A 15,485-nucleotide genomic window follows, 5' to 3' on the forward strand; every position below is an offset into this window, starting at 1 on the left:
GAGTGCCACTCTGGGCATTTAAAGTGACTCAGATCACATATTCGACGGCGCGTCGTTACAGGGTTTGTTACCTCAGCCCTGGTAATTGGGTCTTTCCTGGGTGTTCGGACGGGGTCGTGAAACAGCCTGTCGTGACCTTTCAGCAGCCGGATCGGCTCCGACATCGAGGCGGATCAATCTCCCGATCGTCTCTAGGTGCGCGACGTGCATCCGTTCGTGACATTCGTTCGTGACCTCACCGACCCACACCGATACGTGTCCGCGACCGTGGACTCAATCCCAGAAATCGGCCTTGGTGTACTCGGAGAGCGGCGAGAACCCCATACCTCTCAGTTCCGCCGACTCGCACGTGTGCCCGAACTCGTCGGTGCAGACGAGTGATCGGCCGACGTCGGTGCAGACGAAGGCAGCCGCCTCGGGAACGCGTGACTCAGCGATCTCGAATCGGGCGACGGACTCGAGAACCGGCGCGTCCGGGAGGTTGCGATTGCGGGACGGCTGACCGCTGTGAGGGTCGAGCTCGAGCTCGACGTCGGAGGCTGCCAAGTCGATCACCGAGGCCCACTCGCCCCAGCGCAGGTAGTTGTACCGCTTCGCGGCAGGATCGGGATCGAACGGGTCCCAATCCCACGGCCGATCGAGCGTCCCCCTTCGATACGGGCGGGCAGCCCGGCTCCCCGACGACGTACTCGAGAACCAGAGCGTCACGCGGCGGTGTCCTAGGCGTCCGCGAACTCGAGTCCGCCGGTGGCCGTCGCCGGGACACGCCGACGCAGTGGCGAGCCGAGGGCGCGCGCGAGGTCGCTGCCGTCGTGCTCGGCCAGCAGGTCGCCACCGGACCACACGAGCAGCGCCGCGCTCACGCTCTGTTCGGCGGTCGAGTGCGCGAGGTCGTAGTGAGCACAGCCCGGGACTCCCGCGTAGGTGATCCAGAGGTCGTAGCCCGTCATGAACAGGTCGAGGTCGAACTGGACGCTCAGGCCCAGCAGTTCGCTGCGCCCGTTGTCGTCGACACCGGCGAACGCCTCGTCCAGACCGAGCAGGCGCGGGGAGTGCGGATCGGCCGACGAGAGCATCACGTGTGCGGCAGCGAACAGGGGAAGGTGCAGGGACACGGACTGCTCGCCACCGGAGAGGGCACTGTGCCGTGCCACGGTGAGCCGGTCCTCGCTGCCGTCCCCTCCGATCAGCGTGAACGAGAACACCCGCCACCGCCGGTAGTCGAGTGCCGCGGCCAGGATCTCGGGGTACGAACGCTCCGGGTGCGCGGCCCGGGCGATCCGGACCTGCGCGGCGAAGTGTGCCCGGATCGTGGCCATCTCGTCAGCGCTCAGCGCCGAGGTCGCGCGGTCCAACAGTTTGGAGACGGCCCGAGAGCTGTCGTCCAGGTTGTCGGCGAGCACCCAGTGCACGCCGATCGTGCTGCCCGAGGACATGCGGCGCTCGCGCATCTCGGCACCCATCTGTGCGATCAAGTCGCGGGCGTCGGCGGTGCGTTCGTGGATCTGCTGGGCGAGCCCGGTCAGCAGGGCGTCCTCGAGGATGCGTCGCTCGGAATCGGTGAGCAGGACCTCCTGGTCCTGACGTGCCGCCGCGATCCGGGTCGAGAACTCGCCGATCGACGAGTAACCCTGATCGTCCTGGACGCGGACGACGGTCAGCCCGTCCGGCGCGTCCCACTGCAGGCGGTAGTCCTGGCCGGCCGCGGCGAGCTGGGCGTCGAAGTCCTGCAGTGCCGCGGTGAGCGCCGACCGGGTCGACTTCTTCGCGTTCTCGCTGGTCCGGACCGACGCGGTCGCGGTGTCCATCGCCCGATAGAGCGCCGACACCTCGGGCGGCAGGATCGGGGCGTCCGGGTCGCCCTCGGTGACGATCCGGTAGACCAGCTGGTCCGGGGTGAGCCACGCCGCAGAACTCTGCGGCCACGCGTGCTCGCTGTCGACGCCGAGCAGGTCGAGCAGATCGCGCCGTGCGTACGGCGCGAGCCGGTCGGCGTCGGTGCGGGTCTCGGTGAGCGCGCTGCGCAGGCCCTCGACCGCGGCGTTGTGGGCGCCCTCGGCCTTGCCGATCTGTTCGACAGCGGCGTCGTAGGCCTTGCGCGCGCCGCGCTGCTCGGTCTTGCACACCTCGATCCGCGCGCGGGCCTCCTCGAGATCGGCGTCGATCTGCTCGGCGCTCGCGCCCAGGGCCTCACGCAGCGTCTCGAGCCGGGAGACTTGCTGGGCGTAGTTCTCCTCCGCGACCGCGGCCTCCTCGACGAACTCCTCGGTGTTACCGCGGGCCTCGTCGAGCCGGTCCTCGGCCTCGCGATGAAGCTCGAGTTCCTTCTCGTGTTCGCGGCGGCAGCGCAGAAGCTGCTCGCCCTGACTCTCGAAATGCCGGATCGAGGCGGCGAGCGCGTCGATCTCGCGGGCATGGTGCGACGCGCGGTGCGTGACCGCGACCGAACGAAGCTGCTTCTCCTTGGCCGTGTGGTCGGCGATGGCCTGGTCGAGTTCCTGCCCGGACGACGCGGTCGACTCCGACCGGGTCCGTAGCGCGCCGGCCGCCTCGGTCAGCTTCTTGATCGCGCCGTGGACGGCGGAGGTGCGCGGCAGCGCCTTCGCGGCGCCCGCGAGACTGTCGAGCAGCGCCTTCGTGTCCGCTTCACCGGCGCGGGCCGTGGCCCGGGCCTCCTCGGCTGCGGCGATCTCGGCGTCGAGTTCGGCGATGCGCTGGGCACGCCGCCGCTCGCGGGCCGTGGTGCCGATGTACTCGGCCTCGGCCTTGACGTGGCGACCGCGCGCGATGCCCTGCCAGAACCGGCCGTCCACTCCGATGCCGACGGTCGCGTCGTGCGCGGTGCCGTCGCGGTCCAGCGACACCGACTCGAGGATCGCGCGGACCCGCTCCTCGGGCACGCCGGCATCCGCTTCCACGGTGAGGACGTCGGCCAGGGTCGGACCGTGCGGGCGGCGCTCCTCGGGCAGCGGCTCGAGGAACTGCTCGGACTCGAGGTCGGACGGAGCATCGTCGCCGGCGAAGACCCAGCCGTCGAGCAGATTGGCGGCGGCGAGCGCCGACTCGACACCCGCGGCGACGGCGGGGTCGACGTCGTCGGCGAAGCGCACCAGACGCCACAGCGGGGCACCGTCGAGCCCGCTGCGGTCGCCGGTGCGGGACGCGAATCCCGCAGGGGCATCGTCCTTCTCGGCCACAACGTGCTTGCGGTCCGCCTGCAGTTCCGCGATCCGCGCGGTTGCGGCCGACTGTTCGGCGGCGGCCTCGCGGCGGCGGGCCCGCTGCTCGTCGAGCGCGGATTCCACTTGCTCGTGCAGCACCGTGCTCAGGCTGGGCGAGTCGTCGTCGCCGGCCTGGGCCAGCGCCTTGTCGAGCGCGGAGAAGAGGTCTGCCGTGACCCCGATCGCGGCGTAGTCCGCGGAATGGTCGGTCCACCAGGCACGCAGTGACGCCGCGCAGTCGGCGCGCGCCAGTTCCACGGACGCCTCGGCCTCGGCCACCGCGGCCTGGGCTGCGTCGAGCAGCTCTCGGCCCTTGTCGGCGGCCCGGTCGGCCCGCTCGCGTTCGGTGCTCGCCTTCTCGACGGTGCCCAGCGCGGCCCGCACGGCCCGGACGTCGCCGTCGCGTTCCTCGGCGTGTCCGCGGACGGCGGCGATGATCTGGTCCGGCCGCGAGCCGTCCGGCAGCGGTGTCCACGCGATGCCGGCCTGCTCCGCGGCCTCGGCCAGCTCGGTCTCCGCCCGCACGAGGGCCGCGGTGGCGGTCCGCACCGATTCGGTTGCGCGGGTTGCCTCGCCGGTGCGCTGCTCGAGTGTGGCTTGCGCCTTGCGGGCCTTGTCGGCCTGCTGCTCGGTCGACAGCTTGAGCTGCGCGACGGCGGCGGCGAGGTCGTCGAGCTGCTGCTTGCCCTCGTAGGCACCCGAACGCTGCAGGGTGTCGAGATCGGCTCGGGCCTGCTCGAGGGCGCGTTCGGCGGCGGTGAAACGGTCCTCGGCGAGCAGTCGCTCCTCCTGCCGCGACGACTGCAGCGCGACCGCGGCATCGAGCACCGACTGCGCGCGCTCGACGGATTCGAGGCGCCGGGCCACCTGCTCGACATCGGTGCGGGCCTGCTGCGCCAGGTACTTCGAGTACACGGTCACGAAGCTCTGCGCGGCCTGGTCCGCGGCGGCCAGACCCTCGAGCGCCCGGCCGACCTCCTCCATGTCGCTGAAGGAGCGCGCGGCCTCGAGTACGAGCTGCTCGTCGAGCGGGCGCAGGCCGTCGGTGAGGGCCTGCGACAGCCCCTTGGGGTCGAGGTTCTTCGCCAGCTGTGGTCGGCGCAGCGTCAGGATCAGGTTGATCAGCTGGTCGTACCGCTCGGCGCCCAGCCCGAACAGGCGCGCGTCGATGGCGCCGCGGTAGTCGACCGGACGGTCGGTGATGGCGTCACTGCCGAGCTGTTCCGCGAGTTGCTTCTTCGTCAGCGGCCGGTCGTCGTCGCCGAGCAGCGAGAAGTCCACGCCGACGCGGCCGTCGGCGACGAAGTACCAGCGGGTGACCTTGTCGTTCTGCCGGCTCGCGCGCATACCGATACCGACGGTGACGGCCTCGGGATCGTCCTGCGGTCCGCGGGCGAACTCCATCCACACGTACGAGTGCGCCGAATCCTGGCCCCGGTAGAGCAGGTTCGACTTCATCGTCCGTTCCTCGCCGGCGAACGGATTGAGCCGCCGGGGCTCGATGCGTCCGTCGAACACGAACGGGAACAGCACCTCGAGCGCCTTCGTCTTCCCGGATCCGTTCGGACCGCGGAGCACGAGCCGGCCGTCCGCGAACGAGAACTCCTGGTCGCGGTAATCCCAGAGATTGATGATCCCGGCGCGGGTCGGCTTGAAACGCGCAGATGCCATGCGAAAGGTGCCTCTACTTCTCTAGGAGTGCTGGTCGGCGGGAACCGGTTCGTGGAACAACTCGGACTGGGCCGTGCGGTCGCGGATGTTGACGACGACGCCGCGGAACCGGGCGATCGGCGGCAGCACCAGGACGCCACCGTCGACGCTGCGGATCAGCTGCAGCCGGTCGAGGAGCGCAATCGCGTTGCGGCGCAGGCCGTTGCGGTCGGCCTGCCACTGCGCGGCGAAGGTCCGTCCGAACCGGAGGACGAGTTCGTCGACGGCGGCGGTGACCCACTCGTCGTCGAGGAGCGCGTACCGAGCGGGTTCGACGGTGTCGTCGGCGTGCTCCGCCGGGTCCGTCGGCAGGGCCGGCTCGAACGCGTCGGCCAGCTGCTCGAAGATCCCGGCGCGCGGGATCGCGGAGTCCAGTCGCTCGATCAGCTCGGCCTGGTCGGTCGTCGGCAACGGGTGCCGGGGGAGCGGTGGGGCGTCGAGATCGAGGACGCGGTCGGCCATCTCGCCGGCGAGGAGCAGGGCCACCTGCGCGATGGTGCCGGTGCTCGGGAACCGCACGTCGGACATCCGGCCCGACGGATCGATCATCGCGATGCCCTCGGCGCGGCGTTCGGCGACCAGCCCGGTGAGGTCCTCGACGTCGGCCGCCGTGCGGGGCAGCGCCAACTGCAGCCGCTCGTCGTCGGTGAGACTGTCCGCGTACACGACGGGGCGTTCGACCAGCGCGCGCCGCATCCGACGGGCGGTCTCCCGGGCATCGGTGGGGCGGTGGGCGGTGATGTCGTCGACGGGCACTGCCTCGCCGGCCAGCAGGGAACGCGCCGACGTCACGTGCTGCAGGGCCCGCGGTGGACGGAACAGCGCCACGACGACGGACCGGTCGATGTCGTAGAGGGCCTCGCCCGCATCGGGATTCGACGCCCACCCGCCCGCGTCGCCGTCGGCGAGGACGATCGCGCCTCGCGCGGCGAGCCAGCCGACGGCGTCGACGAACGCGTCTCGGTCCGCGGCCCGGTCGGTGGACAGCGCCACGCCGGGGACCTGCGCGGCCTCGGTCGCGACGTGATCCGCCAGCTCCGACAGCGTGATCTGGTTGCCGGCGCGGCCCAGGGCGGCGAGCGCCAGCGCCAGGTACGCGTAACGGTGCCGGTCGAACGCGCGGTCGTTGCTCGTGCGCGCCGGGGCACCCGGCTCGAGCCGGTCCGCGACCGTGAACAGCCGCGCGGTGGTCTCGGTGACCTCCAGCCGGTACCCGAACAGCTCGAGCAGGTCGTCGCGGAGCTCGGTGGCCCACCGCCGCAGCAGCGGCAGCGCTAGCCGATCGGGATAGGTCTGCGTCACAAGGTGGTTCGAGAGAATGACGCGGGCCGCCCGCTGGTACGAATCGAGGTCGAGCGGGGAGACTGAACGGTTCCTCATCGGACGCTCACCCGCAATCCGTCCAGGTGAAGCTTGCCGCGCGCGGTCTGCACGACGGTCGATTCGCCGTACGGGCTGAGCGTCAGCTTGACGCCGTTCTCCGATCCGGTGGAGCTGGGAACGGATCCGGTGACCGGAACCCGTGCGGTGAGTGCCGCGTTGAGCAGGCTGAGCAGGACGTCGGTCTCCTGCTCGTCGAGTACGCGGTCGTAGGCGCCGGACGCGGCCAGCGACGACGCCGCGATCGCGCGGGCGCGCTGCGAGGCCAACTGTTCCTCACGAAGTCGGCGGATGCTGCCCTCGTTGCGCTGCATGCGCGACGGCATCCCGGGCTGCGCGGCGCGGCCGGTCTCGGCGAGCGTGCGGGAGATCTCCACCGGAGTCGCGTCCCACCACGACCGGGACTCGGGAATGATGTCCGCGTCCGGATGCACCATCGACAGGTGCCGCGGCCGGCCCAGATCGAAGACGAGTTGGAACAGGGCGTGCGCCGAATCCTCGTCGGGTGTCGCGGCGAACCAGCCGGCGAGGTGCCGCAACTGGCTCTCCCGGCTCACGCCGCCGCGGCGGGTCTCGGTGACCCGGCGCAGCAGCGACAGCACCGCCGCGATCGCGCTCATCGTGCCCTCCCGCAGCCGGTCGGATTCGCTCGGCCCCGCGGCCGCGACGAACCACTGCGCCAGTCCGGACCAGCGCGCCCGCCAATCGGATTCGCGCTCCTCACGGGACAGGAAGACCCGGTCGTCGCTGGCGGCGGCCCGGGCGATCAGCGATTCGATCCCGGTCGCCTCCACGTTCGCGATGGCCGCGCCCAGCTTCGGGGCGTACCGCGCGAGGTCGGAGCTGAACTCGCGCATGTGGCTGAGCAGCGCGTCCTTGTGGGAGAGGAAGGCCTCCGGCGTGATCTCCGTGGTGCGCACCAGATCGCCGAGCATCAGGTAGAACTGGGCGGCCCTCGCGGCCATGTCGGTGAGCGTCGAGTCCAGGCGGGCGAGCTTGCGGTAGATGAGGTCGCCGTCGCCGTGCCGGTTGGCCTGGGCGAGTTCCTCGAGGTCGGCGAGCAGATCGGGCAGCGCGAGGCGCGAGAGGGTCGCGTCCTCGAGGCGTGCGCCCAGCAGCTCCTCGACGGCTCGGAAGGCCAGGTAGCCGGCCTGGCTGAACTGGTACACGAAGTGCCGGTTCCGGTACTCGGCGAGCGTCGCGGCGCGGCTGCCGTCGTAGCTGCGTTCGAGCACGCCCCACGTGTGCAGCTGCTCGAGCAAGGGAGTGATGTCACCGGAGGTGAGCGCGCCCGAGGGATCGTCGCCGGTGATGCGGGTGAGGATGTCGGCGACCTCGCCGGCATGCAGCAGCACAACGTAGTTGGCGCGCGCATGGTCGAAGGCGCGCATCACCCACAGATAGTCGGTGCGCTTCTCCGCCGTGGTGAAGGAGAACAGCCGCAACCGGTCCTCGCGCACCGCGAAGTCGACGTCCGCGACGGACGCGCGCGGGTCACCTGAATCGCTCACCGTGACAGCCTAGGGCGTGGGCCGGTCCACGAGCGAACACGCCGGTCGGTCACCTGTGGCGGCGCATCTCGCGGCGCCAGGCGGACTCGTCCGCGCGCAGCATCGTCAGCTGGTAGTCGGCGGCATCGGGATGCCGGAACGGTCCGGCGACGAGATCCGCGTAGGCGTGGGACTGGGCGACGCAGCGCACTCCGGCACGGATCTGCATGCGCTCGAACACGACCGCAGACCAGGGTGTCGCGATCACGACGTCGCCGCCGCCGTCGACGGGACGTAGGTCGAACTCGGACGCGAAGGCGTCCACGTCGTCGGCATACATTTCGAGCACGTCGGCCTTCGCGTAGTCGGTAGCGCCGATACCGGTCACCGCGTAACCGAGGTCGCCGTTGCTCGCGGCGAGCCGCTCACGCAGGTCGTCGAGTCCGTCGGGCGACGCGAAACGCCGCGTGGGGCAGGGCTTGCGATCGGTCGCCCACGCCCGCAGCATGTGCTCCCAACGGACGCCGGTGACGGGGCCGCGCGGCATGCGGCTGAGCAGCTCGCGCTCGAACAGCACCTCGACCACGCGATAAGCGGCACCGGTCGAGGCACCCGACAGCTTGATCAGTTCGGGCACCGACACCTCGCCGACGTGGTCGGCGAGGGCGCGAACGATCCGCTCGGACGGCTCACCCGTGAGGACCCCGGACGGGCGGCCCGGTCCCCGCCACGGATCCGCGTCGGCGCCCCGGTTGCGCACCCAGATCGCGGGACGGTCCGCGACGAGCGTGAGGTTGCCGGTGGCGTCGGCGTACGAGATGCCGTGCGAGTCGAGTTGCCGGCGCACCGGGTCCGACAGGTAGTGCGCGCACACGAAACCCCGGTCGCTGTCGGTGAGCTCGTTCGCGATGCGGGCGATGTCGCCGCTCAGGACGCCCTTGGACGTGATGATCGAGTACGACACCGTGTCACCGTCGGGGGCGGTGACGAGCAGCCGGTTCGGAGCGGCGGGGGAGCGGGGACGGTCGGCCGACACGCTCCAGCCGTTGGGCAGCGCGACTTCGAGCCACGACACGGCGCGACGGTAGATGTCGATGCCGCGCTCGGGGCGAGGGTTCGGTGCAACGTCCGTGATGCTCACATTCGTCACAGTAGTCACTCTGTGCACTACGGAACCACCAGAAACTCCGAAATCGGCTCGGCGTGTCGCGTGGAGATCTGCCCGGGACGGAAACGCTGGAATTACCGAATCTGGCCGGTTACCGGACACCGTTCGGCTGCGGTTCTCGAGAACCGCCTTCGACGCCGAGGGCGCGAGTCAGTCGGCCCGTGGATTGCGGGGCATGAGCAGCGGCGGCACCACCGCGAGGAGCAGTGCGGGCAGCAGGAAGCTTGCGCTCGGATGGGCCGCGTACAGCGGGGTGAGGGTGAGCGGCGCGAGCGCCGATCCGGAGAAGCGGAAGGACTGCACCACCGAGACCGCGCCACCGCGGTTGCCGCCTGCGCCGCCGAGGACCGCGGCGTTGACGCCGACCAGGAGGAACTGGGACGCCACACCGGCCACGAACCAGGCAACCGCCGCGACCGCGACGTAGCCGACGGTGCCGGCGACGGCCACCAGGGCCGCGCCGGCGAGGGCGCCGAGCACGACGGTCCTGCGGGCGCCGATCCGGTCGATCAGCGTGCCGACCGGGCGGGCGGTGAGGATGCCCGCGACGCCGAAGCCGGTCAGGAGCAGCCCGCGGGCTGCCGGGCTCATGCCGAAGACATCCTCGGCGCGGAAGGCGAGCAGGAAGCCCAGACCACCGAGCGCGCCCCAGCCGAGCAGCGCGACGACGCCGACCCGGAGCACGTCCGGCCGGAGCGCATCACGAAGCCGGGCGCCGGTGTCCGCGGGGATGGTGCGCGCGGCGTCGGGCAGGCCGACGGCGCCGAGCAGGCCCGCCACCAGGGCGATCGCGAGGAAAGCGAGTCGCCAGTTGGCTTCTGCGGCCAGGCCTCCGATCAGCGGCGCACTGGTCTGGCCGGCCGCCTGGAGTGCGCCGAAAGCCCCGAGCGCCCGGCCGAGTTTGTGCTGCGGCGTCATCGCGGCCAGCGTCGCCAGCAGGAGGGGAGTGGTGAACGCGTTGGCGCAGCCCTGGAGCACGCGGGCGCCGAGGAACAGTTCGAGTGTCGGAGCGGCGAAACAGGCCAGCGACGCCGCGAGATACACGCCGTACGCGACGCGCACCGTCCGCATCCGGCCCCACCGTGCGCCGAGCGTGCCGGACACGAGCATCACGAGCGCGAACGGCAGCAGATAGGCCGTCAGCGAGGTCGCCGCGGCGGCCGCGTCGACGCCGAGTCCGTCACCGATCTCCGGGAGCATCGACGTGACGACGCCGCCACCGAACGGGCCCAGGAAACCGCCCGCGTACAGCGCCGAGCGTTGCAGCGCCGGGCGCAGGCCGGCGCTGCCGTCCGAACTCACGCCCCGAAGCGACCCGGTCCGCGCCGACGCAGGTAGCGCTCGAACTCGGCCGCCAGGGCGTCCCCGTCGATCTTCGAGATCGCCTCGGAGATGTCGGTCTCCGCGTCTCCCCGTTCCTCGAGCGAGCGCACGTACTCGGCGATCTCCTCGTCGTCCTGGGTCATCTCGGACACCGATTCCTCCCAGTCCTCGGCCTGGTTCGGGAGGTCGCCCAGCGGCACCTCGATGTCGAGGACCTCCTCGACGCGCTGGAGCAGGGCGACCGTCGCCTTGGGGTTGGGCGGCTGCGACACGTAGTGGGGGACCGCGGCCCAGAACGACACCGCCGGAACGCCGGCCTTGACGCACGCGTCCTGCAGCACGCCGGCGATGCCGGTCGGGCCCTCGTATCGGGACTTCTCGAGGCTGAACTGCTCGGCAGCCTCGATGCTGTGCGCCGTGCCGGTCACCGGTACCGGGCGGCTGTGCGGGGTGTCGGCGAGGAGGGCGCCCAGGATCACGACGGTGTGGACGCCGAGTTCCTCGACGAACTCGAGCAGCTCGTCGCAGTAGCTGCGCCACCGCATGTTCGGCTCGATGCCGCGCAACAGCAGCACGTCACGGTCACTGCCCGGAGGGGTGCACAGCGACAGCTGGGTAGTGGGCCACACGATCTCTCGCGTGACCCCGTCGACCTGCCGAATGATCGGCCGGTTGACCTGGTAGTCGTAGTAGTCCTCGGAGTCCAGCTCGGCGAGCGGCTTGGCGTCCCACGTCAACTCGAGGTGCTCGACGGCCCCGCTCGCGGCGTCGCCGGCGTCGTTCCAGCCTTCGAAAGCGGCGATCAACACGGGATCGCGCAGGGGTGGCACGTCCGCGTCGGTATCGTCCGTAGCGGAGGTGTCGGGGAACTCGGGTGAACTCACGCACCCAGCCTACGACCAGGGGCCGACGAGCCGCCCACTACTCTGGACGGCATGTCTGCACCATTCCACTCTGCCCTGCTCGATGCGCTGAAGCAGCGCGTTGTCATCGGCGACGGCGCCATGGGCACGATGTTGCAGGCCGCGGATCTGACTCTCGACGACTTCCTCGGCCTCGAAGGCTGCAACGAGATTCTCAACGAGACCCGTCCCGACGTGCTGCGCGACATCCACCGCGCGTACTTCGAGGCCGGCGCCGACGCGGTCGAAACCAACACTTTCGGTTGCAACCTCCCGAACCTCGCCGACTACGACATCTCCCACCGCATCCGGGATCTCTCCGAGCGCGGCACCCGGATCGCCCGCGAGGTCGCGGACGAGATGGGCCCCGGACGCGACGGCATGGGCCGCTTCGTCCTCGGCTCGATGGGCCCGGGCACGAAACTGCCCACCCTCGGCCACGCCCCGTTCGCGGTGCTGCGCGACGCCTACACCGAATCCGCACTCGGCATGATCGAGGGCGGCGCCGACGCGATCCTCGTCGAGACGTGCCAGGACCTGCTCCAGGTGAAGGCCGCGATCATCGGCAGCCAGAACGCGATGGAGAAGCTGGGCCGCCGCCTGCCGATCATCACGCACGTGACCGTCGAGACCACCGGCACGATGCTGCTCGGCAGCGAGATCGGCGCCGCGCTCACGGCACTCGAACCGCTCGGCATCGACATGATCGGCCTCAACTGCGCCACCGGCCCGGACGAGATGAGCGAGCACCTGCGGCACCTGTCGCGGCACTCGACGCTGCCGGTGTCGGTGATGCCGAACGCCGGTCTGCCACAGCTGGGTCCGAACGGGGCCGAGTACCCGCTGTCGGCCGAGGATCTCGCGATCGCGCTCTCGGGCTTCGTGAGCGAGTACGGCCTCGCGTTCGTCGGCGGTTGCTGTGGCACCACTCCCGAGCACATCCGTCAGGTCGCGGACGCCGTCCGCAAGGTCGAGCAGGCACAGCGCACTCCGCAGCCCGAGGACGGCACGTCCTCGCTGTACCAGGCGGTGCCGTTCGACCAGGACGCGTCGATCCTGATGATCGGCGAGCGCACGAACTCCAACGGCTCCAAGGCGTTCCGCGAGGCGATGATCGCCGAGGACTACCAGAAGTGCATCGACATCGCGAAGGACCAGACCCGCGACGGCGCGCACATGCTCGACCTCAACGTCGACTACGTCGGCCGCGACGGCGCCGCCGACATGGCCGCGCTCGCAAGCCGGTTCGCGACCGCGTCGACGTTGCCGATCATGCTCGACTCGACCGAGCCGGACGTGCTCCGTGCGGGTCTCGAGCACCTCGGCGGCCGCAGCGCGGTCAACTCGGTGAACTACGAGGACGGCGACGGCCCGACCTCCCGGTACCAGCGAATCATGAAGTTGGTCAAGGAACACGGTGCCGCCGTGGTGGCCCTGACCATCGACGAGGAGGGCCAGGCCCGCACCGCCGAGCACAAGGTGCGGATCGCCGAGCGGCTGATCCAGGACATCACCACGACGTGGGGGCTGTCGCAGTCGGACATCATCATCGACGCGCTCACCTTCCCGATCTCCACGGGTCAGGAGGAGGTGCGCCGCGACGGCATCGAGACGATCGAGGCGATCCGCGAGATCAAGCGCCGCTACCCGGACGTCCACTTCACGCTGGGTATCTCGAACATCTCGTTCGGCCTCAACCCGGCCGCGCGTCAGGTGCTGAACTCGGTGTTCCTGCACGAGTGCACCGCGGCCGGCCTCGACACCGCGATCGTGCACGCCTCGAAGATCCTGCCGATGGCGCGGATCCCGGACGAGCAGCGCGAGACGGCGCTCGACCTGGTCTACGACCGTCGCCGTGAGGGCTACGACCCGCTGCAGAAGCTCATGGAACTGTTCGAGGGCGTCTCGGCGGCCTCGGCGCGCGCGTCGCGTGCCGAGGAACTCGCGGCACTGCCGCTGTTCGAACGTCTTGCACGACGGATCGTCGACGGTGAACGGAACGGACTCGAGGCCGATCTGGATGCCGCGATGCTCGAGCGTCCGCCGCTCGAGATCATCAACGACACGCTGCTGTCGGGCATGAAGACCGTCGGCGAACTGTTCGGCTCCGGCCAGATGCAGTTGCCCTTCGTGTTGCAGTCCGCCGAGGTCATGAAGGCCGCGGTCGCGCACCTCGAGCCGCACATGGAATCGACCGGCGACGAGGGCAAGGGCCGGATCGTGCTCGCGACCGTCAAGGGCGACGTGCACGACATCGGCAAGAACCTGGTCGACATCATCCTGTCCAACAACGGGTACGAGGTCGTCAACATCGGCATCAAGCAGCCGATCGCGACCATCCTCGACGTCGCGGTCGACAAGAAGGCCGACGTCATCGGCATGTCGGGCCTGCTCGTGAAGTCGACGGTCGTGATGAAGGAGAATCTCGAGGAACTCAATGCGAAGGGTGTCGCGGAGCAGTTCCCGGTCCTCCTCGGTGGTGCGGCGCTCACCCGCTCGTACGTCGAGAACGACCTGTCCGACGTCTACCAGGGCGAGGTCTCCTACGCGCGGGACGCGTTCGAGGGCCTGAACCTGATGGACACGATCATGGCCACCAAGCGCGGCGAGGGCCCGGCGCCGGACAGCCCGGAAGCCGTCGCGGCCGCCGAGAAGGCCGCCGAGCGCAAGGCGCGGCACGAGCGTTCGAAGCGGATCGCGGAGAAGCGCAAGGCCGATGCGGCACCGGTCGATGTGCCGGAGCGGTCCGATGTCGCCGCCGACATCGTCGTGCCGAAGCCGCCGTTCTGGGGAACGCGCATCGTGAAGGGCATCGCACTGGCCGAGTACTCGGGCCTGCTCGACGAGCGTGCGCTGTTCCTCGGGCAGTGGGGTCTGCGCGGTCAGCGCGCCGGCGACGGCCCGACGTACGAGGAGCTGGTCGAGACCGAGGGGCGTCCGCGCCTGCGGTACTGGCTGGACCGGCTCAGCACCGAGGGCGTGCTGCACCATGCCGCCGTCGTCTACGGGTACTTCCCGGCCGTCTCCGAGGGCGACGACGTGATCGTGCTCGAGTCCCCGGAACCCGATGCACCCGAGCGGTTCCGGTTCACGTTCCCGCGTCAGCAGCGCGACCGGTTCCTGTGCATCGCGGACTTCGTGCGCTCCCGCGAGGACGCCCGCAAGGACGGTCAGGTCGACGTGCTGCCGATGAATCTCGTGACGATGGGGCAGCCCATCGCGGACTTCGCGAACGAACTGTTCGCCGCGAACGCCTACCGCGACTACCTCGAGGTGCACGGCATCGGCGTCCAGCTCACCGAGGCGCTGGCCGAGTACTGGCACCGCCGGGTCCGCGAGGAACTGGTGCTGCCCAGCGGCCACAACCTGGCCGAGCAGGACCCGTCGAACGTCGAGGACTTCTTCAAGCTCGAATACCGCGGCGCGCGTTACTCGTTCGGCTACGGCGCCTGCCCGGACCTCGAGGACCGGCGCAAGCTCGTCGCGCTGCTCGAGCCGGAGCGGATCGGCGTCGAGCTGTCCGAGGAGGTCCAGCTGCATCCCGAGCAGTCGACCGACGCGTTCGTGCTGCACCACCCGGAGGCCAAGTACTTCAATGTTTGATCGAACGTCGGTGGAGGTCGGCACCCTGCGTGCCGTCCTGTGGGACATGGACGGCACGCTGCTCGAGTCCGAGAACCTGTGGGACATCGGGGTCCGCGAGCTGTCGCTGCACCTCGGTGGTCCGATGTCGGAGGAGACCCGGCAGGCGACCATCGGGGCGTCCAGCTACAACGCGCTGATCACGGTGTTCGCAGCGCTCGACCTGGATCCGAATCCCGGTGCGCTCGCGGACGCCAAGCGCTGGCTGTACACCCGGATGGGGGCGTTGTTCGAAGCCGGTCTGCCGTGGCGGCCGGGTGCGCAGCAGGCGCTGCGCACCGTCCGCTCGGCGGGGCTGGGTTCGGCGCTCGTGACCAACACCGACCGGGAACTGTGCGAGTTCGCGCTCGACACCCTGGGTCGCGAGCACTTCGACCACTCGGTGTGCGGTGACGAGGTGCCCGAGGGCAAGCCCGACCCGGCGCCGTACCTGCGGGCCGCGCACCTGCTCGGCGTCGAACCCTCCGACTGTCTCGCCGTGGAGGATTCGCCCACCGGCGCCGCCGCGGCGGACGCGGCGGGCTGCACGGTACTGGTGATCCCGTCCATCACGACGGTGCCCGAGTCGCCGCGGCGGATCTTCCGCACGACGCTCGAGGGCCTGACCGCGCCGGACCTGTTCGCGCTGCATCGGCAGGAGGTGGCCTGA

Annotated in this window: 9 protein-coding genes; 2 read left to right on the forward strand and 7 right to left on the reverse strand. The window is 70.3% G+C overall.

All coding sequences use genetic code 11. From position 1 onward, the window contains the following. Positions 1–273 precede the first annotated feature (273 nt). The 7 genes from LCL87_RS19155 to LCL87_RS19185 all read right to left on the reverse strand — a co-directional run bounded on the left by LCL87_RS19155 (position 274) and on the right by LCL87_RS19185 (position 11,176). Positions 274–708 carry a hypothetical protein gene (locus LCL87_RS19155; RefSeq protein WP_225022578.1) on the reverse strand — a complete coding sequence of 145 codons (435 nt, stop codon included), beginning with the start codon at positions 706–708 and terminating at the stop codon, positions 274–276. A gap of 11 nt (positions 709–719) precedes the next feature. Then, positions 720–4,892 carry a TIGR02680 family protein gene (locus tag LCL87_RS19160; RefSeq protein WP_225022580.1) on the reverse strand — a complete coding sequence of 1,391 codons (4,173 nt, stop codon included), beginning with the start codon at positions 4,890–4,892 and terminating at the stop codon, positions 720–722. 21 nt (positions 4,893–4,913) lie between these two features. Continuing rightward, positions 4,914–6,311 carry a TIGR02678 family protein gene (locus LCL87_RS19165; protein ID WP_225022582.1) on the reverse strand — a complete coding sequence of 466 codons (1,398 nt, stop codon included), beginning with the start codon at positions 6,309–6,311 and terminating at the stop codon, positions 4,914–4,916. Continuing rightward, positions 6,308–7,756, reverse strand: a complete 1,449-nt coding sequence (locus tag LCL87_RS19170; protein ID WP_237692475.1) for a TIGR02677 family protein — start codon at positions 7,754–7,756, stop codon at positions 6,308–6,310. Before LCL87_RS19170 ends, LCL87_RS19165 begins: the two co-directional genes overlap by 4 nt. A 115-nt stretch (positions 7,757–7,871) precedes the next feature. Next, on the reverse strand, positions 7,872–8,942 hold the full coding sequence (locus LCL87_RS19175) for a hypothetical protein (protein ID WP_225022591.1): 1,071 nt from the start codon (positions 8,940–8,942) through the stop codon (positions 7,872–7,874). Between the two features lie 177 nt (positions 8,943–9,119). Further along, positions 9,120–10,271, reverse strand: coding sequence for an MFS transporter (locus LCL87_RS19180; RefSeq protein ID WP_225022593.1), 1,152 nt, complete (start codon positions 10,269–10,271; stop codon positions 9,120–9,122). Further along, positions 10,268–11,176 (reverse strand): PAC2 family protein, encoded by a 909-nt coding sequence (locus tag LCL87_RS19185; protein WP_225022595.1) that lies wholly within the window; start codon positions 11,174–11,176, stop codon positions 10,268–10,270. The genes LCL87_RS19180 and LCL87_RS19185 overlap by 4 nt, the downstream gene beginning before the upstream one ends. A 51-nt stretch (positions 11,177–11,227) precedes the next feature. Between LCL87_RS19185 and metH the strand changes: the two genes are divergently transcribed. Beyond that, positions 11,228–14,797 carry a methionine synthase gene (metH, locus tag LCL87_RS19190; protein ID WP_225022597.1) on the forward strand — a complete coding sequence of 1,190 codons (3,570 nt, stop codon included), beginning with the start codon at positions 11,228–11,230 and terminating at the stop codon, positions 14,795–14,797. Continuing rightward, positions 14,790–15,485, forward strand: a complete 696-nt coding sequence (locus LCL87_RS19195; protein WP_225022598.1) for an HAD family hydrolase — start codon at positions 14,790–14,792, stop codon at positions 15,483–15,485. The genes metH and LCL87_RS19195 overlap by 8 nt, the downstream gene beginning before the upstream one ends.

The sequence above is a fragment of the Prescottella equi genome (assembly GCF_020171745.1).
GTDB lineage: Bacteria > Actinomycetota > Actinomycetes > Mycobacteriales > Mycobacteriaceae > Prescottella > Prescottella equi_A.

Bases quoted from the DNA above. Each gene is read 5' to 3' on its own strand.
- LCL87_RS19195 (WP_225022598.1), top strand. From the start codon at position 14,790: ATGTTTGATCGAACGTCGGTGGAGGTCGGCACCCTGCGTGCCGTCCTG.
- metH (WP_225022597.1), top strand. From the start codon at position 11,228: ATGTCTGCACCATTCCACTCTGCCCTGCTCGATGCGCTGAAGCAGCGC.
- LCL87_RS19160 (WP_225022580.1), bottom strand. From the start codon at position 4,892: ATGGCATCTGCGCGTTTCAAGCCGACCCGCGCCGGGATCATCAATCTC.
- LCL87_RS19165 (WP_225022582.1), bottom strand. From the start codon at position 6,311: ATGAGGAACCGTTCAGTCTCCCCGCTCGACCTCGATTCGTACCAGCGG.